The sequence below is a fragment of the Rhizobium sp. RSm-3 genome (assembly GCF_001854685.1).
GTDB lineage: Bacteria > Pseudomonadota > Alphaproteobacteria > Rhizobiales > Rhizobiaceae > Rhizobium > Rhizobium ecuadorense.
Genome location: NZ_MAWZ01000013.1, coordinates 370,979 through 390,013, shown reverse-complemented (window position 1 = coordinate 390,013; position 19,035 = coordinate 370,979). Strand labels below are relative to the sequence as shown.

17 protein-coding genes are annotated in these 19,035 nt (G+C 61.2%); 11 read left to right on the top strand and 6 right to left on the bottom strand.

Going from position 1 to position 19,035, the window contains the following annotated elements; genetic code table 11:
- Positions 1-167 precede the first annotated feature (167 nt).
- Entirely contained in the window at positions 168-1,298 is a 1,131-nt protein-coding gene (locus BBJ66_RS15095; protein ID WP_049736145.1) for a DUF2333 family protein, read from the top strand.
- 12 nt (positions 1,299-1,310) lie between these two features.
- Here the strand turns inward: BBJ66_RS15095 and BBJ66_RS15090 are convergent, their stop codons facing one another.
- On the bottom strand, positions 1,311-1,772 hold the full coding sequence (locus tag BBJ66_RS15090; RefSeq protein ID WP_049736146.1) for a PAS domain-containing protein: 462 nt from the start codon (positions 1,770-1,772) through the stop codon (positions 1,311-1,313).
- 62 nt (positions 1,773-1,834) lie between these two features.
- The gene (locus BBJ66_RS15085) at positions 1,835-2,560 is read right to left on the bottom strand and encodes a helix-turn-helix transcriptional regulator (RefSeq protein ID WP_049736147.1); all 726 of its coding nucleotides are present in this window, start codon (positions 2,558-2,560) and stop codon (positions 1,835-1,837) included.
- Between the two features lie 329 nt (positions 2,561-2,889).
- Here BBJ66_RS15085 and BBJ66_RS15080 point away from each other — a divergent pair, with 329 nt between their 5' ends.
- The gene (locus tag BBJ66_RS15080; RefSeq protein ID WP_071087971.1) at positions 2,890-4,533 is read left to right on the top strand and encodes a hypothetical protein; all 1,644 of its coding nucleotides are present in this window, start codon (positions 2,890-2,892) and stop codon (positions 4,531-4,533) included.
- Between the two features lie 62 nt (positions 4,534-4,595).
- Here BBJ66_RS15080 and BBJ66_RS15075 read toward each other — a convergent pair whose 3' ends face one another.
- Entirely contained in the window at positions 4,596-5,126 is a 531-nt protein-coding gene (locus tag BBJ66_RS15075) for a TIGR00645 family protein (protein ID WP_082336911.1), read from the bottom strand.
- 162 nt (positions 5,127-5,288) lie between these two features.
- On the opposite strand from BBJ66_RS15075, the gene BBJ66_RS15070 reads away from it, so the two are divergent.
- The gene (locus BBJ66_RS15070) at positions 5,289-6,968 is read left to right on the top strand and encodes a formate--tetrahydrofolate ligase (RefSeq protein WP_071087969.1); all 1,680 of its coding nucleotides are present in this window, start codon (positions 5,289-5,291) and stop codon (positions 6,966-6,968) included.
- Here the strand turns inward: BBJ66_RS15070 and BBJ66_RS15065 are convergent.
- Together BBJ66_RS15065 and BBJ66_RS15060 are read right to left on the bottom strand one after the other, a co-directional pair.
- Positions 6,947-7,174, bottom strand: coding sequence for a hypothetical protein (locus BBJ66_RS15065; protein WP_071087967.1), 228 nt, complete (start codon positions 7,172-7,174; stop codon positions 6,947-6,949). The two genes, BBJ66_RS15070 and BBJ66_RS15065, sit on opposite strands and share 22 nt — an antisense overlap.
- Before the next feature lie 85 nt (positions 7,175-7,259).
- A complete protein-coding gene (locus tag BBJ66_RS15060; protein WP_071087965.1) occupies positions 7,260-8,237 on the bottom strand; it encodes an extensin-like domain-containing protein in 978 nt (325 codons plus the stop codon).
- Between the two features lie 254 nt (positions 8,238-8,491).
- Here BBJ66_RS15060 and BBJ66_RS15055 point away from each other — a divergent pair, with 254 nt between their 5' ends.
- The 6 genes from BBJ66_RS15055 (at position 8,492) to queF (ending at position 15,782) form a co-directional block, all read left to right on the top strand.
- Positions 8,492-10,744: a TonB-dependent hemoglobin/transferrin/lactoferrin family receptor gene (locus tag BBJ66_RS15055; protein ID WP_071087963.1), complete on the top strand. Its 2,253-nt coding sequence runs from the start codon at positions 8,492-8,494 to the stop codon at positions 10,742-10,744.
- A 264-nt stretch (positions 10,745-11,008) separates the two neighbouring features.
- Entirely contained in the window at positions 11,009-13,198 is a 2,190-nt protein-coding gene (locus BBJ66_RS15050) for an anthranilate synthase (RefSeq protein ID WP_071087961.1), read from the top strand.
- A gap of 118 nt (positions 13,199-13,316) precedes the next feature.
- Positions 13,317-13,553: a hypothetical protein gene (locus BBJ66_RS15045; RefSeq protein ID WP_037078786.1), complete on the top strand. Its 237-nt coding sequence runs from the start codon at positions 13,317-13,319 to the stop codon at positions 13,551-13,553.
- Positions 13,554-13,567: 14 nt separating this feature from the next.
- Positions 13,568-14,239 (top strand): DUF2161 domain-containing phosphodiesterase, encoded by a 672-nt coding sequence (locus tag BBJ66_RS15040; RefSeq protein WP_049736154.1) that lies wholly within the window; start codon positions 13,568-13,570, stop codon positions 14,237-14,239.
- Positions 14,240-14,403: 164 nt separating this feature from the next.
- Positions 14,404-15,318 (top strand): CDF family cation efflux transporter EmfA, encoded by a 915-nt coding sequence (emfA, locus tag BBJ66_RS15035; RefSeq protein ID WP_049736155.1) that lies wholly within the window; start codon positions 14,404-14,406, stop codon positions 15,316-15,318.
- The gene (queF, locus tag BBJ66_RS15030; RefSeq protein WP_054182552.1) at positions 15,318-15,782 is read left to right on the top strand and encodes a preQ(1) synthase; all 465 of its coding nucleotides are present in this window, start codon (positions 15,318-15,320) and stop codon (positions 15,780-15,782) included. The genes emfA and queF overlap by 1 nt, the downstream gene beginning before the upstream one ends.
- Positions 15,783-15,926: 144 nt before the next feature.
- On the opposite strand, the gene BBJ66_RS15025 is transcribed toward queF, so the two are convergent.
- The gene (locus tag BBJ66_RS15025; RefSeq protein WP_071087959.1) at positions 15,927-16,691 is read right to left on the bottom strand and encodes a DUF2076 domain-containing protein; all 765 of its coding nucleotides are present in this window, start codon (positions 16,689-16,691) and stop codon (positions 15,927-15,929) included.
- Between the two features lie 279 nt (positions 16,692-16,970).
- Between BBJ66_RS15025 and BBJ66_RS15020 the strand changes: the two genes are divergently transcribed.
- Positions 16,971-17,555: an ATP-dependent Clp protease proteolytic subunit gene (locus tag BBJ66_RS15020; RefSeq protein WP_049736158.1), complete on the top strand. Its 585-nt coding sequence runs from the start codon at positions 16,971-16,973 to the stop codon at positions 17,553-17,555.
- A gap of 193 nt (positions 17,556-17,748) precedes the next feature.
- Positions 17,749-18,948: a benzoate/H(+) symporter BenE family transporter gene (locus tag BBJ66_RS15015; RefSeq protein WP_071088138.1), complete on the top strand. Its 1,200-nt coding sequence runs from the start codon at positions 17,749-17,751 to the stop codon at positions 18,946-18,948.
- The last annotated feature ends 87 nt before the right edge of the window (positions 18,949-19,035 follow it).

Genomic DNA, 19,035 nt, shown 5'->3' with positions numbered 1-19,035 from the left:
CGGCCCGTCGAGCGCATATGTGGGTGTGGCAATGTCCCACTGCATAACTCCTTAAATCGGAGTCGATTTAAGGAGTTATGCAGTAATTGAAAGTGTTACAGCGTCGTTGGCGCGTCTGAAAAGACGCGCGGCGCTGTGGTGTTCGCCTCGCCTTACAGGAGACGACGATGCTTGACCGGATAGCCGGTTTTTTCAGGCTGATCGGCCAGATGATCGGTCGCTGGGCCCGCCTGTTTTCCGCCTGGGCCTTCTGGCCCTTTCTTGCCGCGCATGGCTGGTATCAGCGCCGGAGCTGGATGATCCGGCTGCCGGTCATCGCGCTGGTGGCGCTCTTGGTCGTGCTTTACGGCTATTTCTTCTGGCAGACGCAGGCCTGGTCGAATTTCAACACGGCCTTTGTCGATCAATACCGGCTTTCCGAACGCAAGGTCGCCGCCGGGCAGGAAGTACCGGTCGCCGAGGGAAGCAACACCTCGGCCTCCAAGACCTGCCAGCGTTCGGCCATCGTCGACGTCACGGCCGACCTGACCGACTTCAATGTCAACCAGAACGCATGGATCTCTTCCATGCTGCTCTATAAAATGGGCTTTTTCGGCATCGACTGGGATCACACGCCTTTCCTCGACAACAAGGCGTCGTTCCAGCGGGGCATCAATCAGGCGGTCCGGCGGACGTCGGCGGAGCTTGTCGATACGCTGGGGCGCGTGCGCGGCACGTCTGGTATCAACAACGATCTGCAGAGCGCCCGCGGCAACCTGCAGTTCGACGAATACAGCTGGTATTTCGGGCTCAATCCTTTCGGGCCGAAAACGCCGACGCCCTCTTATTACCGCTCGGCGATCGGCAGCTTGCGCAAGTTCAACACCGATCTTTCCGCCTGCAATGTCATTTTCGACGGCCGCGCCGACAACCTCATGCAGTTCATCGACCGCATCGCCAACGATCTCGGCGGCACGTCCGACATGCTCGCCGAGCGTTCGGAAAATCATAATCGCGGCTGGTTCGATACGCGTGCCGACGACCGGTTCTGGTTCGCCTACGGCCAGCTCTACGCCTATTACGCCATCCTTGCCGCCGCGCAGGCGGATTTCTCGCAGGTGGTGCAGGAGCGTAATCTCGGTGCGGTCTGGGGCAGCACGATGCGGCAGTTCCAAGCGGCACTGCGTATCCAGCCGGCGATCATCTCGAACGGACGCGAGGACGGCTGGATCATGCCGAGCCATCTCGCCACCATGGGCTTCTATATTCTGAGGGTGCGTTCGAACCTCGTCGAAATCCGTTCCGTGCTCGACCGTTAACACCTTCTGGAGTCAGCGGCGCGTCGTATTGTCCTCGAAGCCGACGACGCGCAGTTTCTCGACGAACTCATAGGTGACGCCGACGATGCCGCCGCCGCTTTCACCGTCCCGGAAGCGGCCGACGCTGCGCACCAGCTTGTGGCCGCCAAGCCGATTGTCGACGCGGTATACGAAATGGAAGCCGACGCCGCGAAGGCTCGCCTCTTCGAAGGTCTGAGCGATCAGGCTGCGATCATCCTCGTGGATGCGCGACATCAGCTCGGTCAGATTGACGGGCCCGTCGCTGTAGGGGAGGTCGAAGATTGCGTGCACATCCTCGCTTGCAAAGAAATGCCCTGTCTCGATGTCGATGCGCCAGAAGCCGAAAAGGCGATAGGCAGCAAGCATCTGGACGATTTCCGCATCGGTGATGCCAATGTGGGCGCGGGATTGCTCCATCTTGTCCATGATGGGCTGTTCGAAGCGAAGAGACACGTTTCCCCCAGATCACGGGTCCCCCAGATCACGGGACGACGTCCTGACTCTCTTCCGATACCTCAGTTGATCAGCTTCAATCGAATTGCCTTGGCGACCAGCTGGGTGCGGTTGACGCAATCGAGCTTTTTGATCGCATTCGTCATATAAGCATTCACCGTATGGTCCGAGAGCGTCAGGATCTGGCCGATTTCGATCGAGGTCTTGCCCTGGGCAGTCCAGCGCACAACCTCTAGTTCTCTTGTCGACAGCGCGTTATGCGCGCATTCCTCGTTCCGCTTGACTGCGTTGTATGCGTCGAGGGCATGCAGAATGATCATCGCCAGCTCGTTGACCTCGCTCTGGCCGAGTGCGGCGCGCTCGCCGCAGAACCAGAAGACCAGGCGCTGGCCATTGGCTGCAATGGTCGGCATGGCAACACCCGCCGGTATGGCATGGCGCAGCATCAGGGCACGTAGCTCGGCGGGGAAGGCCTGACCATTGACGGCGTCGTTGAGGTGCCAGGCCGGCGGGACGGCGGATTCCCTCAGCCGTAAGCCGAAAGGGCAGCCGCGCATCATGTGCGCGCGGTCGAACTCCCTGATGTAAGCGGCCGGAAGCGAACTTTCGATCAGCAGGGGTTTCAACAGGAGATCTTCCGGGGAGGGCGCGTGCATCAGCGTCGCATGCGACAATCCAAAAGCTGCGGAGACCCTGCCGAGCGCTTGGGCAAACAGACTGCGCGTTCGGGCAGTGGCGAGCTCTGACGAAAGCAATGACTGTCTTTCAGAGGTGGTCATGTAAGACATTTATACGCCCCCGGCAGTCCCAATGTTAACGCTATCAAACACAGAAAGGCGGCCGAATGCTAGTCCCAATTGACTTCACATCTGCTGATTTACTCATATTGTGTAAAATTATCGACAGGGGATCGCGCTTTAGTTGAGTTGCGACTTGCAAATATAGCGTTGTGGTATCTTGGACTTCCTCCATGCGTATAGTCATGGGTCTCGCGCAGTGATGCAGGAAGAGAATCGCCTTGGAAAGTGTCTGGCGGCAACACTTGTCGAAAACCGGCTTGCTGGTGATCAACGCAATTGCTAAGCGTCTTGCCATGTATAATTGAGGCAATTTAATCGTGCGCTCTGCGATTTCTTTTTTCGTGAAGTCCCTATTTTCCCCGATATTGCTTGTTTTATTATTTCTGACCCTGCTGATCGGATCTGCAACCTCGCAGGCTGCCGGGCAGAAGAAGCAGGCGGGGCAGCCGCCGATGCGCTTCATCCTCGTGCGCAGTCTCCTGTGCATGGAAGACTGTCCGGAATGGATATCGGCAGAGGGACGTATAACCTCGGATACGCCGGCTCAGCTCCGAAAAATTCTGAAGAAGATCGGCGAGCGGAAATTGCCGATTGTCTTTCTTTCGGAGGGGGGTGAAGTCGACGCGGCCTATGCAATGGGCCGAATGATCCGCAAGGCCGGACTGGAAACAGCGGTCGGCGGCACCCGGCTGAAGGACTGCCCGGCGGAAGACATGCGTTGCGATGCTGCTGTCGCAAAGGACGGGGCCTCGCTTGGTGACACCTATTCCTATGGTGCATACTGCTTTTCCGCTTGTCCGCTGGTGTTTGCTGGCGGAACCGTGCGTGCGGCGCCGCAATGGGCGTTCATCGGCGTCCATCAGATCACCACCATTTATAGCAAGGTGCGCGTTTCCTATCGCATCGAATACAAGATGGTGAACGGCAAGAAGACGGAAATCTCCCGCAAGGAGGTTGGACGCAAGTCAGCGGGGCAAAGCAGTTCGACCAAACTTGGAAAGAAGGCAGCCGCTGCCCTGACCGCCTATCTGAAGGAAATGGGCGTCAGCGCCGATCTAGTCGGTGTGATGATGAGTGCCACGCCTGACAAAATTAACGTCGTACCGCCCGAAGACGCACTTCGAATGGGCCTCGCAACCGACGTGTTGGCGTATAACGAATGGCCCGGCATGCCGCTTTGCGCGTCGGACGCGGCGGCTGAGGCCGTTTGTCACCGCCGCCCGGCGGCCGAGGCGCCGGCCCAGGATGCGGCTGCGGTCACCCGCGAGCCGGAAAGCCGGCCGATGGATTTTCTGGTGATGTATGACGGCAATTGCCAGGACGAGTGCACGCAGTGGATTTCTGCGGAAGGAGACATCACGCCGGAGACCCCGGCTCGGCTGAAGGCGATCTTGAAAACGCGTGGCGAAAAAAAGCTGCCGGTCGTTCTTCAGTCCAATGGCGGAGACATGGATGCGGCTTTCGCGATGGGGCGTATGATCCGGGCTGCTGGCCTGGAGACCTCGATTGGCAGAACGCGGTTACCCAACTGCCCAACGCTGGATCCGCGCTGCAAGGCGAACATGGTCAAAAGCGGGCCGACCAAGGGCGAAGTCTCTGCCGGCGGTGCATACTGCCTTTCGACCTGTACTCTCGTCCTGATGAGCGGAACGCCGCGTCTTGTCGGATATTCCGATATCGGCCTCGTCAGACCCACGAAGGCTGAATATCCAAAATTCTTCGCCTATGTTGACGAGATGGGCGTCAATGCCGAGTCTTTCGAGACGATGATGCTCGCCAGCTCGATTGGGCAAAAGACCATACCTCGTTCCCAGGCGCTCGAGCTTGGCATCATCAATGGTATCATCCCTTATGGTGACGAACCCGGTTATCGCCTGTGTGGACCCGATGCCAATGAAAGTCTCCGGTGCCCGAGAAAAGCCGAGGCAGGGATCGCTCCTGCTGCTGCCTCGCTAAATTGATATCAGATTGCGGAAGAGAGTAACTCGGCGTTCCCGCTGTCGAAGCGTCTCTCTTCCCTTCTCTAAGCCTTATCCTTCAAGTCATTCTTCGACGTCGCGCTCATCAGCTTCTCCAGGAAGCCGAGCATGACGGCGGAGGCGACGAAGGCGAGGTGCATCAGCGTCAGCCACATGATCTTGCCATCCGCATATTTGTCGGCGTTGAGGAAGACCTGCAGCAGATGGATGGAGGAGATGGCGACGATCGAGGAGGCGACCTTGATCTTCAGGCTGCCCGAATCGAGCTTGCCGAGGAAGGAGACTTCGTTGTCGGCTTCGCTGGCTTCATCGAAGCGGCTGACGAAATTTTCATAACCGGAGATCATCACCATGACGATCAGGCTTGCGACGAGGGCCGCATCGATCAGGCTGAGCATGGCAAGGATCATCTCGGCCTCGTCGAGAGCGAAGACGCCGGCGGCGATCTTCAGAAGCTTATAGCCGAAGGAAACGGCATAGACGGCTAGCGCCGCGACCAGACCGATATAGAAGGCGACGAGGATCCAGCGGCTCGACAGAATGATGCGCTCGATGATGAGTTCCAGTGCTTTCATGTTTTCACCTCGGGGGAAATCGCGATCTTTGACCGCCACATAAACATCCAGCGTGGCGGCCGCAAGGCGCTGCACTATTCACACCCCGCCGATATTTCGCTATCCCGATGAGGAGAGAGCAACGCCTCCGCGCCCGGCGGAAGGCCGGGACGGGGAACATCCATGCCAGCGATCAAATCCGATATCGAAATCGCGCGTGCTGCGGCCAAAAAGCCGATCTTCGAAATCGGGGCGAAGCTCGGCATACCGGTCGAGCATCTCGTTCCCTACGGTCACGACAAGGCAAAGGTCAGCGCCGAATTCATCGCCGGAGAAGCGGACAAGAAGGACGGCAGGCTGATCCTCGTCACTGCGATCAATCCGACGCCGGCGGGCGAGGGCAAGACGACGACCACCGTCGGGCTCGGCGACGGGCTGAACCGGATCGGCAAGAAAGCCATCATCTGCATCCGCGAGGCCTCTCTCGGCCCCTGCTTCGGCGTCAAGGGTGGCGCGGCCGGCGGCGGTTATGCGCAGGTCGTGCCGATGGAAGACATCAACCTGCATTTCACCGGCGATTTCCATGCGATCACCTCGGCGCACAATCTCTTGGCGGCGATGATCGACAATCACATCTACTGGGGCAATGAAGAGAATATCGATATCCGCCGCATCACCTGGCGGCGGGTCATGGATATGAACGACCGGGCGCTCAGAAGCATGGTCTCCTCGCTCGGCGGCGTTGCCAACGGCTTCCCGCGCCAGGGCGGGTTCGACATCACCGTCGCCTCCGAAGTGATGGCGATCCTCTGCCTCGCCACCGATCTCAAGGATCTGGAGCGGCGGCTCGGCGACATCATCATCGGCTATCGCTTCGACAGGACGCCGGTGCATGCGCGCGACCTGAAAGCCGACGGCGCCATGGCGGTGCTCCTGAAGGATGCGATGCAGCCGAACCTCGTGCAGACGCTGGAGAATAATCCGGCCTTCGTGCATGGCGGGCCCTTCGCCAATATCGCCCATGGCTGCAATTCGGTGACGGCGACGAAGACGGCGCTCAAGCTCGGCGACTATGTGGTGACGGAAGCGGGTTTCGGTGCCGATCTCGGCGCCGAGAAATTTTTCGACATCAAGTGCCGCAAGGCCGGGCTGAAGCCGGATGCGGCGGTCATCGTCGCAACCGTCCGGGCGCTGAAGATGAATGGTGGGGTGAAGAAGGAAGATCTCGGCACGGAGGATGTCGCGGCGCTGAAGAAGGGCTGCGCCAATCTTGGCCGGCATGTCGCCAATGTGCGCCGGTTCGGCGTGCCGGTCGTCGTGGCGATCAACCATTTCGTCTCCGATACCGACGCCGAGATCGCGGCGGTGAAGGAATTTGTGTCGCGGCTCGGCGCCGAGGCGATCCTTTGCCGTCACTGGGCGCTGGGTTCGGCCGGGATCGAGGAACTGGCACACAAGGTAGTGGAACTGGCCGAATCCGGCCAGACGAAATTCCGGCCGCTCTATGGCGACGATATTTCGCTGTTCGAGAAGATCGAGATCGTCGCCTCGAAGATCTACCATGCCGGCGAGGTGACGGCCGACAAGGCGGTGCGCGACCAGTTGCAGACATGGGAGGAGCAGGGCTACGGCAAGCTGCCGGTCTGCATGGCGAAGACGCAATATTCCTTCTCCACCGATCCGAATCTGCGCGGCGCGCCGGAAGGCCACATCGTTACTGTGCGCGAGGTGCGGCTTTCGGCCGGAGCCGGCTTCGTCGTCGCCATCACCGGCGAGATCATGACCATGCCCGGCCTGCCGAAATCACCGTCGGCGGAGCGGATTTTCCTGAACGAGCAGGGCTATGTCGAAGGGTTGTTCTGATCAGAGAACGGCTTTCCAAAGCGCCCGACCAGACGACGCTCTCGGCACTTTTCAAAGTCTGGATCGATAAATAGCTGGATGAAAAGGCTTTGCAGCGTACCGAGAAGCAGCATGCCGATGGCAAAGACCCAATGGAATTCACCGGTAAAGATGAAGCCGACAGTGACGATCAGGAGTGCCGCGATGATGTTCGCCACGATCTTCATTTGTCGCTGATCCTCTTTACCCGGTTGCAGCTTCGATTTGGGTATTTCGCGGCACAATTCAAGCAAGATCGCATTCGTTGAATGATCAATGGCAATAACGATAGCCCCCCTTCCGTTCGATCACGTCGAGATGGAAATGGGTTTCATGGGCAGCGTCGCTTTCGGGGTCGAGGACGGTGGTGAAATAGAGGCAGCCGGCGGCGCTGACGGTGCGCTGGAAGGCGCCGGTTAGTGTGGAGTCCTCGCGGCGGGAGCGGACGGCGACGTCCTCGCCCTTTTCGAAATGGAAACTTGCAATATCGATGGCGTTGCCGCGGGCATGTTCGGAGATCTTGCCTGTTCCGGCGCCGTTGCGCAGGCGGCACATATAGGACGTCGCCTGGTTGACGGTGGTGAGACGCCGCTGTTCCGGCAGGGCGGCGGAGGCGGCGGGGATCACGCTCTCCTTCATCCAGCGGGCAAGGGCGAGTGCGGCCGGGCAGCGGATCGTCGCCTCCGGCTTCAGCGTGATGCCGGGCAGGGCTTCGGAAACGATGATCGGCTTGTCGATCCCGCAGCCGTTCCCGTCGTCGATGCGCGGCGCGTCCTTGAAGACGACGCCCAAGGCCTTGAGCGCAGCGGTGCATTCCGCGTGCTCTGCATCGTTTTCGGGTTCGATCGTCAGATGCTGCTCTTCGAGCGTCTGTTCGGCGGGTGGCTTATTGTCTTCCTCCGGCGTCTGCGGGCCTTTGCCCGGCGGCAGCGGCGGACCCTGCATCGGTTCTGCCGGCGCGGGCTTTGCCGGTTCGGGCTTTCCGGGTTCGGTTTGGGGCGCCAACGGCTGGTCCGGTTCCCGTGTCTCAGGCTCCTTCACATCAGGCTTCGGCTGAGGTGCGGGCACGTCATCGGGTGCCGGCGGTTCAGCCTTGTCAGGCAGCGGGGCAGGGCTGGTCGTATCGCCGGTATCCGGCCGAGGTTGGGGTAAGGGACCATGCGGGGGCAGGCGGGCACCGCCAAGAAAGGTGGCTGCCGCGAGGAGGATCGCCAGTATCGAAAGTTTTCTCAACGCATCCGTTTCCGTCATGTCGATCGCGTAGGGGGTAACGCATTATGGCGGTTTTCGTTGCAATTGCGCAACGTCAGGAAAGATCGTTAAAACTTGATTGGTATATTCAGCATAAGTCATCGGATTATGTTGACAAAACTTCTCATGTTTTTTATGCGGCGAAAAGAAGGCGGAATTTCGCACCGTCTTCATCCGCAAAAGCCCAGCCAGCCCCTCGAGCGTTCGACGCGCCACGACCAGCCAGCCCGGTAATCATCATGAGAGGGTAGGTTATGATCGTCCGGTATTGGCGCTCGGTTCTATTGGTTTGCACGGCAGTTGCAGCTGTTCTTCCTGTTTCGCAGTCTTTCGCGCAAAGCGCTGCGGCGACCACGCCGCAGGCGACGACGGATGACAGCACCGTTCTGCAGAAGATCGTCGTCAAGGGCAACCGCGTGGCGCCGGGCAGCGTCGCCGATACGCCGCTTGCAACGGAGATCACCCAGAAGCAACTGGAAGAGAAGCAGGTCACCAATTATGACGATATCGGCCGTAGCATCGATGCGGGCGTAAACTATTCGCGCGGCGACGCCGGCTTCAACCTGCGCGGCCTTTCCGGTGCTCGCATCCTGACCACGATCGACGGAATTCCGATCCCCTACATTTCGAACAGCTCGCGCCAGGGCGCTTTTGCGCCGGCCAACGCCAATGGTGGCGGCGACACTTTCGATTTCGACTCGCTGTCCTCGCTCGATATCGTGCGCGGCGCGGATTCGAGCAAGGGCGGTTCAGGCATGCTCGGCGGCGCCATCGTTCTCAATACGCTGGAGCCGGAGGATCTCATCCCCGAAGGCCGGGACTGGGGTGCGATCGTCAAGTCGACCTATGACAGCGAAGACAGGAGTCTTTCCGGCTCGGCTGCCGCCGCCAAGAAGATCGGCGGCACCTCGATCCTGTTCCAGGGCGGCTACCGCAAAGGCCATGAACGCGACAATATGGGCGATAACGACAGCTATGGTCGTTTCCGTACCCAGGCGAATCCGGCTGACTTCGATCAGAACAACCTGCTCTTCAAGCTGCGCCAGGACCTGGAAGGCGGCCATCGCATCGGCCTGACGGCGGAACGGTTCCGCCGCGATCTCAAGACCGACCTGAGAGAACTGCAGGGAACCGGGCGCCCCTACATGATCGACAATTATGACGGCCGCGAACGGCGCGACCGCGATCGTGTATCGCTCGATTATGACTATGAAGCGCAGTCTTCCGACGCGTTCTTCAGCAGTGCGCGCGCCACGCTTTATTGGCTGGATTTGAAGAAGGAAGCCGGTAGCAGGGGCCGTACGACCGCCAATGTTGCCTATGGCCGCAACAACGAGATCGAAAACGAAACCTGGGGCTTCAGCGGTACGGCGACGAAGGATTTCGAATATTCCGGTCTCAGTCATTCCGTTCGCGTCGGCCTCGACGTCGGCGTCTCCAACTGGAGCCAATATAGCTGGGCTCTTTGCCCCACATCGACAACATGCCCGGCACTGAACAACCAGGCGGAAGTTCCCAATGTGGACAGCCAGACCCTTGGTCTTGTTGTCGAAGACAAGATCGAGATCGGCAATACCGGCTTCGCGCTGACACCCGGCTTCCGCTTCGACTGGCTCAGCTACGATCCCTCGACCGGCGGCGATTTTGCCAACAATACCGGCCTTACCCGTTTCGGTGGTCTTCGCGACCGGACGGAAGCCGCCCTGTCGCCGAAGATCCTTGCGACATACGACCTGACGCCTGACGTAGAGCTCTACATGCAACTGGCGGTCGGTTTCCGTGCGCCCACCGTCGACGAACTCTACAGCCGTTTCTACAACCCCACGGGTCGCTACGCCCAGCTTGGCAATCCCGATCTGGAACCGGAAATCGGCCGCGGCATCGAAGTCGGCGCCAATTTTGACACGGGCGATGTTACCGGAAGGGTCGCGCTTTTCCACACCCGCTACCAGAACTTCATCCAGACGGTGACGAGCGTCGACGCGACCGGCTTCACGGAGTTCAATTACACGAACGTGGCAGCAGCCACGATCTCGGGTATTGAAGCCAGCGCCGTCAAGACCTTCAACAACGGCATCAACCTTCATGCGTCGCTCGCCTATGCTTATGGCAGGAACGAGGAAACCACCCAGCGGCTGCGCTCGGTGGCCCCGTTCAAGGCGATTGTCGGCGGCGGCTGGAGCAACGAGACTTTCGGCTTCGACCTTTCCTCGACGCTTTCTGCCGGCATGCTGACCGATCACCTCAAGACGCCCATCACCAACACTGCCGACACGACCTTCGATGCGCCCGGTTATGCCATCGTGGACCTGACTGGCTGGTGGACGCCGGAACAGCTGCCGGGCCTGCGCGTTCAAGCTGGTGTCTATAACATCTTCGACCAGGAGCACTACAACGCGCTCGCCGTGCGCGACGTCAATCTCAGTTCGGCGGCGGCGTCCCAGCCGCAGGAGTGGTATTCCGAGCCTGGCCGCACATTCAAGGTGTCGCTCACCAAGACCTTCTGAGCCAGTCATGCCTTCAAGGCTGGGGCAGGGGCGGCTTTCGGGCCGCCCCTTTCATTCGCGCAATCGCCTCTTGCGCGGCGGCTGATCTCAGGCTAACTGTTTCCTCCATGATCAAGTCCTTGAACATTGCTGTTTGGTGGTGGGCTCGCTAAGGCGGCCTCGACCAATCGTGTCCAAAGACGACGAGTGAGCCGCCCGAAACTTCGAGGCGGCTTTTTTATTTATCGGCGCCTGTCGTCCGGGCCCCGATAACGGAGTGGAACAATGGTAACGATCCTGCGGGATGATGGTGCGGAAATCTACGAGACGAAGGGCGGCATATCAGTCACGCGGCAGCGGCGGGCGATCCCCTACGGCGATGCGGTCTCTTCCTATATCGACAAGCTCGACGAGCGCCGCGGTGCGGTTTTCTCGTCGAACTATGAATATCCGGGCCGCTATACGCGCTGGGATACCGCCGTCGTCGATCCGCCGCTCGGCATCTCCTCCTTCGGGCGCGACGTCTGGATCGAAGCCTATAATGAACGCGGCGAGGTGCTGCTCGGCTTCGTGACCGAGCGGCTGAAAACGGTGTCCGACCTCGTGCTTGGCGCTTCCTCCGCCCGCCGTCTCGACCTCTCGGTCAAGGCGCCGGACCGGGTGTTTACCGAGGAAGAGCGCTCGAAGATGCCGACGGTCTTTACCGTGCTGCGCGCCGTCACCGATCTGTTTTATTCGCAGGCGGATGCGAGCCTCGGGCTTTACGGCGCCTTCGGCTACGACATCGCCTTCCAGTTCGACGCGATCGAGCTGAAGCTGACGCGACCGTCTGACCAGCGCGACATGGTGCTCTACCTGCCCGACGAGATCCTCGTCGTCGACAACTACGCCGCCAAGGCGTGGATCGACCGTTACGATTTCGCCAAAGGCGGCGTGACGACGGAAGGCAAGGCTCAAGATATTGCGCCGGAGCCTTTCAAGCACACGGATGCCATTCCCCCGAAGAGCGATCATCGGCCGGGCGAATATGCGGAGCTCGTCGTCAAGGCGAAGGAAAGTTTCCGCAAGGGCGACCTCTTCGAAGTCGTCCCCGGGCAGAAATTCATGGAGCGCTGCGAGAGCAAGCCTTCCGACATTTCCAAGCGGCTGAAGGCGATCAATCCGTCGCCCTATTCCTTCTTCATCAATCTCGGCCACCAGGAATATCTGGTCGGCGCTTCGCCCGAAATGTTCGTGCGCGTTTCCGGCCGACGGATCGAGACCTGCCCGATCTCGGGCACGATCAAGCGCGGTGACGACCCGATCGCCGACAGCGAGCAGATCCTGAAGCTTCTGAATTCGAAGAAGGACGAATCCGAGCTGACCATGTGCTCCGATGTCGACCGCAACGACAAGAGCCGCGTCTGCGAGCCCGGCTCGGTCAAGGTGATCGGCCGCCGGCAGATCGAAATGTATTCGCGCCTCATCCACACGGTCGACCATATCGAGGGCAGGCTGCGCGACGACATGGATGCCTTCGACGGTTTCCTCAGCCACGCCTGGGCCGTCACCGTCACCGGCGCCCCGAAGCTCTGGGCGATGCGCTTCATCGAGAGCCGTGAAAAAAGCCCGCGCGCATGGTATGGTGGCGCGATCGGCATGGTCGGCTTCAACGGCGACATGAACACCGGCCTGACGCTGCGCACCGTGCGCATCAAGGACGGTATCGCCGAGGTGCGCGCCGGTGCGACGCTGCTCAACGATTCCGACCCGCACGAAGAAGAAGCCGAAACAGAACTGAAGGCCTCTGCCATGCTTTCCGCCATCCGCGACGCCAAGACCGGCAATTCCGGCAAGACCCAGCGCGATGTCGCAAGCGTCGGCAAGGGCGTCAGCATCCTGCTCGTCGACCATGAGGACAGCTTCGTTCACACGCTTGCCAATTATTTCCGCCAGACGGGGGCGACCGTTTCGACAGTGCGCACGCCGGTGCCGGAGGAAATCTTCGACCGGCTGAACCCGGATCTGGTCGTGCTATCGCCAGGACCCGGAACGCCCAAGGATTTCGACTGCAAGGCGACGATCAAGAAGGCCCGGGCGCGCAACCTGCCGATCTTCGGAGTCTGCCTCGGCCTGCAGGCGCTCGCCGAAGCCTATGGCGGGGAATTGCGCCATCTGGCGCTGCCGATGCACGGCAAGCCCTCGCGCATCCGGGTGCTGGAGCCGGGCATCGTCTTCTCCGGCCTTTCCAGGGAAGTAACGGTTGGCCGCTACCACTCGATCTTCGCCGATCCCTCGACGCTGCCGCGCGAGTTCATCATCACGGCGGAAAGCGAGGACGGCACGATCATGGGCATCGAACACGCCAAGGAGCCGATCGCCGCGGTGCAGTTCCACCCGGAATCGATCATGACGCTCGGCGGCGATGCCGGCATGCGGATGATCGAAAATGTCGTGGCGCATCTGGCGCGCAAGGCGAAGACGAAGGCTGCCTGAGCGCAATTCCTTCGCCCTTCCTGCGTTTGCGGGAAGGGCGGGCGTCTGCCGAAAAGTTCGGTTGACTTTCCCTAGCAAATCAGAACATTTCAGGAACGATCAACCGGAACCCGTTGCCGTGGCCAGTGAAAAGTTCATCGTTCTCCCTTATCGCAAGAACCGCGGCAATCTCGTGCCCGGCGAAATGCGCCAGGCATCGAACTCCGTCAGCGCGGAAAAGATCGCCTCGGCGATGGCTGAGCGTTTCGTCGGCGTGGCGGCCTATGCCGTGATCGTCGACGAGGAAACCGGCGATATGTCCTCACCGCGACTGCTGGCGCGATATGGCGAGATTGCCGATCTCAACGCCGCCTGAGGCATCGGTGTGCCATGGAGACGTCGCTTTACCTGCCCGTCAAAGCCTTCCTGGAGGCCGCCGGCTATGTCGTGAAGGGTGAGGTCGGAAAATGCGATCTCGTCGGCTTGAGCGATGGCGACCCGCCGGTCGTGGTGGTCTGCGAATTGAAACTCTCCTTCAACCTCGAACTCCTCCTCCAGGCGGTCGACCGTGCGGCGATGAGCGATGAAGTCTGGATCGCGGCGCGCGTTTCCGCCAAGGGACGCGGGCGAGAGGCCGACAGGCGCTACCGCGACCTCTGCCGGCGGCTCGGCATCGGCATGCTCGGCGTCTCCGACGGCGGCGAGGTCAGCATCATCGTCAGTTCGATCTCGCCGATGCCACGGACCAACCCGAAGCGGCGCTCGCGCCTCGTCAGCGAGCACCAGCGCCGCCGTGGCGATCCCGCCGTCGGCGGCGGTTCGCGCGCACCGATCATGACCGCCTATCGTCAGCAGGCGCTGCTCTGCGCCTCGGCACTCGAGCAGGGGCTCAAGCGGCCGCGGGAGATGAAGGAACTTGCGGCCAACGCCGGAGCGATCCTGCGCGACAACGTCTATGGATGGTTCGAGCGAATAGAAAAGGGTATCTACGCGCTGACACCGGCAGGGCAGGCCGCGCTCCTGCGCTGGCCGCAGCCGGTCCGTTCCGACCCGGCTCCTTGAACCGTCCGGCAGCCGCCCGTGAACGACGTTTCATTCCCTTTGACAAATCCTGCTTCATCACCCATACCACCTTCAACTGAACCGCCTTCGCGATAGTCGCGTGGGCGGTTTTGCGTTTCAATGGCTTAAGAGCTGCAATTCATTCGCAACCGCAGGGGGACGATATGAGTGACAACGGCGACCTTACGGTTCGGACGCTGGCGATGTGGGGGATTCCGCTGTCGCTCGGCGTCATGGGCCTGAAGATGGTGGCCTGGTGGGTCACCGGGTCGGTGGCACTGCTATCGGACGGGCTGGAATCAACGGTCAACGTCGTTGCCGCTTTCATCGCCTTTTTCGTCATCCGCTATGCGCAGAAGCCGGCAGATCACGACCATCCTTTCGGCCATCACAAGGCGGAATATCTGTCAGCCGTCACTGAAGGCGTGCTGATCGTCGTCGCCGCACTTCTGATCGTCAACGAGGCTGTCGGTTACCTCGCCGAGCCGCGCATGCTTGATGCGCCGGGGCTCGGCCTGGCAATCAATGTCGCGGCCGGTGTCATCAACGCGGTCTGGGCGCGGCTGTTGATCCGGACCGGGCGCAAACACCGCTCGGCGGCGCTTGCCGCCGACGGGCAGCATATCATGTCCGATGTGGTGACCTCCGCCGGCGTGCTCGTCGGCCTGCTGCTGGCGCTGGCGACAGGCTATGCGATCTTCGACCCGGTGCTTGCCATTCTCGTCGCCGTCAACATCCTTTATCAGGGCTGGAAAGTGATCTCGCAATCGATTGGCGGACTGATGGACCAGGCCGTCGATCCGCTGAACGAGGAGGCGATCAAGCAGGCGATTGCCACCCATGCCGCGGGTTCGATCGGCGTGCACGACCTGAAGACCAGGCGGGCGGGCGCCGTCACCTTCATCGATTTTCATATGGTGGTGCCCGGCACTATGTCCGTGCGGCAGGCGCATGATATATGCGACCGCCTTGAGGATGCCATCAGTGCGGTGCACGAGGGCGCCAAAATAGCCATTCACGTGGAGCCGGAGGGCGAAAAGGCCCATGGCATCCGCGTCAAAGTCGTCAAGGAGGCATGATGCCGAATACCGATGTTTCCAGCCTGTCGATGCTGGGCCAGCAAACCGAAACCGCACAATCGCCGGAGGCGGCGGTGCTTGAAAAAGTGCCGTCCAACCATGCCGGCACCGACTACGTGGTGCGCTTCACCGCGCCGGAGTTCACCTCGCTCTGCCCGATGACCGGACAGCCGGATTTCGCCCATATCGTCATCGATTACATTCCGGGCGAATGGCTGGTGGAATCGAAGTCGCTGAAGCTCTTCCTGCATTCCTTCCGCAACCACGGCGCATTCCACGAGGATTGCTCGATCTACATCGCCAAGCGCATCGTCGAACTGCTCGATCCCAAGTGGCTGAGGATCGGCGCCTACTGGTATCCGCGAGGCGGCATTCCGATCGACGTGTTCTGGCAGACGGGCAAGCCGCCGGAAGGCGTGTGGCTGCCGGAGCAAGGTGTCGCCACCTATCGCGGACGTGGGTGAGCTGCGGTCGGGCGCAGCCCGAGCAATCGATCCAGTGAATCGATTGCAGCAGCGAACGCCCTGAGCCAAAGCGAAGGGCCGGGCGAGGGTGCGGCAACCGGTGTCCCTTGTCCGACCGATGGCCGAAGGCTTCAGCGCTGGTTCTCAAACATCCGTAACGTCGGACGAATCATCGCTGTAATCGTCACCGTCGTCGTAATCGGCCTGCTGCACATTGGCATTGTCGTTGTCATCGGCAGCGTTGTCCGAGGCCTGGCGGGTGTCGTCATTGCCGTAATAGTTGTTGATGACGGTTTCCTCGGTGGGCGCGCTGGCATTGCCGAAGGGGTTGGCGCCGAAGGGCGAGCCCCAGCCGAGCGAGGACATGTGATTGCCGAAGATGCCGCTCAGCGAATTGGCAAGCAGCATGCCGCCGGCAACGCCGGCTGCCGTGCCGAGCGCGCCGCGCAGGAAGCTGCCGCCGGCCGATGGCGCAGAGGCCTGCTGGCTCCAGGGGCCTGTCGGCTGCTGCTGCGGCTGGCGGCCATCGCGGTCGTAACCGCGCGAATCGTCATAGGCGCGGGACTGGCCCCAGGGACCGGGATTGGCGGGAACGGGTGCAGGCTGCTGCGTCTGGGTGTTGCCGAAGATCGAGCTCAGGAAGCCGCCGCCCTGTTCGGCCTGGCGGTGTTCGCTCGCGCCGGCTTCCAGCTGGCGGACATGCTCCTCGAGTTCCTTGATATGGTTGGCGGCCGCCTCCAGCCCCTTTTCCTGAACGATGACGGCCTGGGCGAGGTAATAGGTGGCGGAGGGCTGTTCGCGCGTCGCCTGGTCGATCAGGGCCTCGGCGTCGCGGTCGCGCGGCTGGGCAGCTGCGGTGCGCACGCGGTCGAAGAGGGCGGTCAGCAATTGGCGTTCTTCGGGTGACATGTCCTGCCTCCTGTTGGTCCGGAGCGCTCCCGTATCCGACCGGACGCGTAAAGTGCTCCACGATTTTTCGGTGCAGCTATCGCTGCGTGAGGTTGAGGTAGGAACCGATTCAGGCTTTTCAAAGCCTTTCACCGTTACATTTCAGTAAGGCTTGCAGAACGGCGCGCGGCTTCTTAAGGATATCTCCATCGCTTCGGTGCCTTGTGTTTTTCCCGCATTGTTTTAGGCATTGAGTCGCACTATGTGCGGGGAAGCCGAATTCATCTCCAAGAGGTTCGAATGAACGACGAAGACCAGGACGACAAGACGAAGGAACTGCCGCTCGGCAAGGAAACGGAGGCGAATCTTTTCAAGTCGCGTTCGATCTTCATCTACGGACCGATCAATCAGGAATTGGCGCAGAAAGTCTGCTCGCAGCTCGTGGCGCTTGCCGCGGCCAGCGACGAGGACATCCGCATCTATGTGAACTCGCCCGGCGGCCACGTCGAATCCGGCGATTCCATCCATGACATGATCAAGTTCATCAAGCCGAAGGTCTGGATGATCGGCACGGGCTGGGTCGCCTCGGCCGGTGCGCTGATCTATGTCGCCGCTCCGAAGGAGCAGCGCCTGTGCCTGCCGAACACCCGCTTCCTGCTGCACCAGCCCTCGGGCGGCACGCGCGGCATGGCATCGGACATCGAGATCCAGGCACGCGAAATCATCAAGATGAACGAGCGCCTGAACAAGATCATGGCGGCGGCCACCGGCCAGCCGCTCGAAAAGATCGCCAGGGATACGGATCGCGACTACTGGCTGTCGGCCGAAGAGGCGAAGGACTATGGCCTCGTCTCGCGGATCGTGACGTCACAGGCCGATATCTGAGGTTTCTCATTCAAAACTGCTAAGAAACCGCCCTCGCCCTGCAGATCGCAGGCGAGGGCGGTTTGCTTTTGGCGATGCCTGAACGGAGATAGGGCCTATCGGCGAGGACTGAACGGAAAGAGCTGAATTCGGACTTGCGCCTGCGGCAACCGTCATGCTCCATGCGCCATTCCCGCAGATCGCGAGTCCCGCCATGCTCAAAGATTTTTCCGTCCAGGCCCTGTTCATGGGGCTGCTGACCGCCTTCGTCGGTTCCGCCAGCTCGTTTGCCGTCGTGCTGCACGGGCTCGAGGCGGTCGGTGCTACGGATGCGCAGGCGGCCTCGGGGCTGATGGCCTTGTCGATCTCCATGGGTGTCTGCGCGATCGTGCTCTGTGCCGCCACACGATTGCCGATCAGCATCGCCTGGTCGACGCCGGGCGCGGCGCTGCTGGCCAGCACCGGGCCGATCGAGGGCGGCTTCAATGCGGCGGTCGGGGCATTCCTGATCTGCGGCGCGCTGATAGTCGTCGCCGGCCTGTTCAAGCCGCTCGGCCGGGCGGTCGCCGCCATTCCCGCGCCGCTTGCCAATGCGATGCTCTCAGGCGTGCTGATCGGCCTCTGCTTCGCGCCGGTGAAGGCGATCGGCTTCAACCCGCTCCTCGGCCTGCCGATCGTCATCGCCTGGATCGTCGTCGGCGCCTTCAAACGGCTCTGGGCGGTGCCGGCGGCACTCGCAGCTTTCGTGCTGGTGCTCACCTTCGGCGTCGATATTCCGGATGGTGCGCTCAATTCGCTCGAACAATCGCTGGTGCCGACGGCGGAAATCATCCCGCCGGTGTTCAATCTTGCCGGCCTCGTCTCGATCGCATTGCCACTGTTCATCGTCACCATGGCCTCGCAGAACATTCCTGGTATCGCCGTCCTGAAGGTCAATCACTACGATCCGAAGCCCGGTCCGCTGTTTGCCGTCACCGGCTTCTTCTCGCTGCTGTCGGCGCCGTTCGGCGGCCACGCCGTCAATCTGGCGGCCATCACCGCGGCGATGTGCGCCGGGCAGGATGCTCACGCTGATCCGAAGAGGCGCTATTGGGCAGCGCTGATCGCCGGCATCGGTTATATCATCCTCGGGTTGCTCGCCGGCGCGGTGACGGCTTTCGTCGCGCTTGCGCCTCCGATCCTGATCGAGGCGGTGGCCGGGCTGGCACTGGTCGGGGCTTTCTCTTCCTCGGCGATGTCGGCCTTCCAGGCGCCGGAGTCGCGCGAGGCGGCGGCGATCACCTTCCTCGTCACCGCTTCAGGCGTTTCCTTCGGGGGCATTTCCGGCGCCTTCTGGGGGCTGATCGCCGGCGGGCTGATGCTGGCGTTGTCGCGGCTGGTGAGTGTTTGGAAAGACCGAGGCCAGCCGCGGTAGCGGAGTGTCGTTTGCGCCGTCGGCGGCCAAAAGCCCGGGCAAGGGCTTGCCAGTTTCACCGCCCAAGGCTATAAGCGCGGCCATGAA

Excerpts from the sequence above, each read along its gene's own strand:
- BBJ66_RS15095 (WP_049736145.1), top strand. The coding sequence starts at position 168 with ATGCTTGACCGGATAGCCGGTTTTTTCAGGCTGATCGGCCAGATGATC.
- BBJ66_RS15085 (WP_049736147.1), bottom strand. The coding sequence starts at position 2,560 with ATGTCTTACATGACCACCTCTGAAAGACAGTCATTGCTTTCGTCAGAG.
- BBJ66_RS15075 (WP_082336911.1), bottom strand. The coding sequence starts at position 5,126 with ATGAAAGCACTGGAACTCATCATCGAGCGCATCATTCTGTCGAGCCGC.
- BBJ66_RS15070 (WP_071087969.1), top strand. The coding sequence starts at position 5,289 with ATGCCAGCGATCAAATCCGATATCGAAATCGCGCGTGCTGCGGCCAAA.
- BBJ66_RS15065 (WP_071087967.1), bottom strand. The coding sequence starts at position 7,174 with ATGAAGATCGTGGCGAACATCATCGCGGCACTCCTGATCGTCACTGTC.
- BBJ66_RS15060 (WP_071087965.1), bottom strand. The coding sequence starts at position 8,237 with ATGACGGAAACGGATGCGTTGAGAAAACTTTCGATACTGGCGATCCTC.
- BBJ66_RS15055 (WP_071087963.1), top strand. The coding sequence starts at position 8,492 with ATGATCGTCCGGTATTGGCGCTCGGTTCTATTGGTTTGCACGGCAGTT.
- BBJ66_RS15050 (WP_071087961.1), top strand. The coding sequence starts at position 11,009 with ATGGTAACGATCCTGCGGGATGATGGTGCGGAAATCTACGAGACGAAG.
- BBJ66_RS15040 (WP_049736154.1), top strand. The coding sequence starts at position 13,568 with ATGGAGACGTCGCTTTACCTGCCCGTCAAAGCCTTCCTGGAGGCCGCC.
- emfA (WP_049736155.1), top strand. The coding sequence starts at position 14,404 with ATGAGTGACAACGGCGACCTTACGGTTCGGACGCTGGCGATGTGGGGG.
- queF (WP_054182552.1), top strand. The coding sequence starts at position 15,318 with ATGCCGAATACCGATGTTTCCAGCCTGTCGATGCTGGGCCAGCAAACC.
- BBJ66_RS15025 (WP_071087959.1), bottom strand. The coding sequence starts at position 16,691 with ATGTCACCCGAAGAACGCCAATTGCTGACCGCCCTCTTCGACCGCGTG.
- BBJ66_RS15020 (WP_049736158.1), top strand. The coding sequence starts at position 16,971 with ATGAACGACGAAGACCAGGACGACAAGACGAAGGAACTGCCGCTCGGC.
- BBJ66_RS15015 (WP_071088138.1), top strand. The coding sequence starts at position 17,749 with ATGCTCAAAGATTTTTCCGTCCAGGCCCTGTTCATGGGGCTGCTGACC.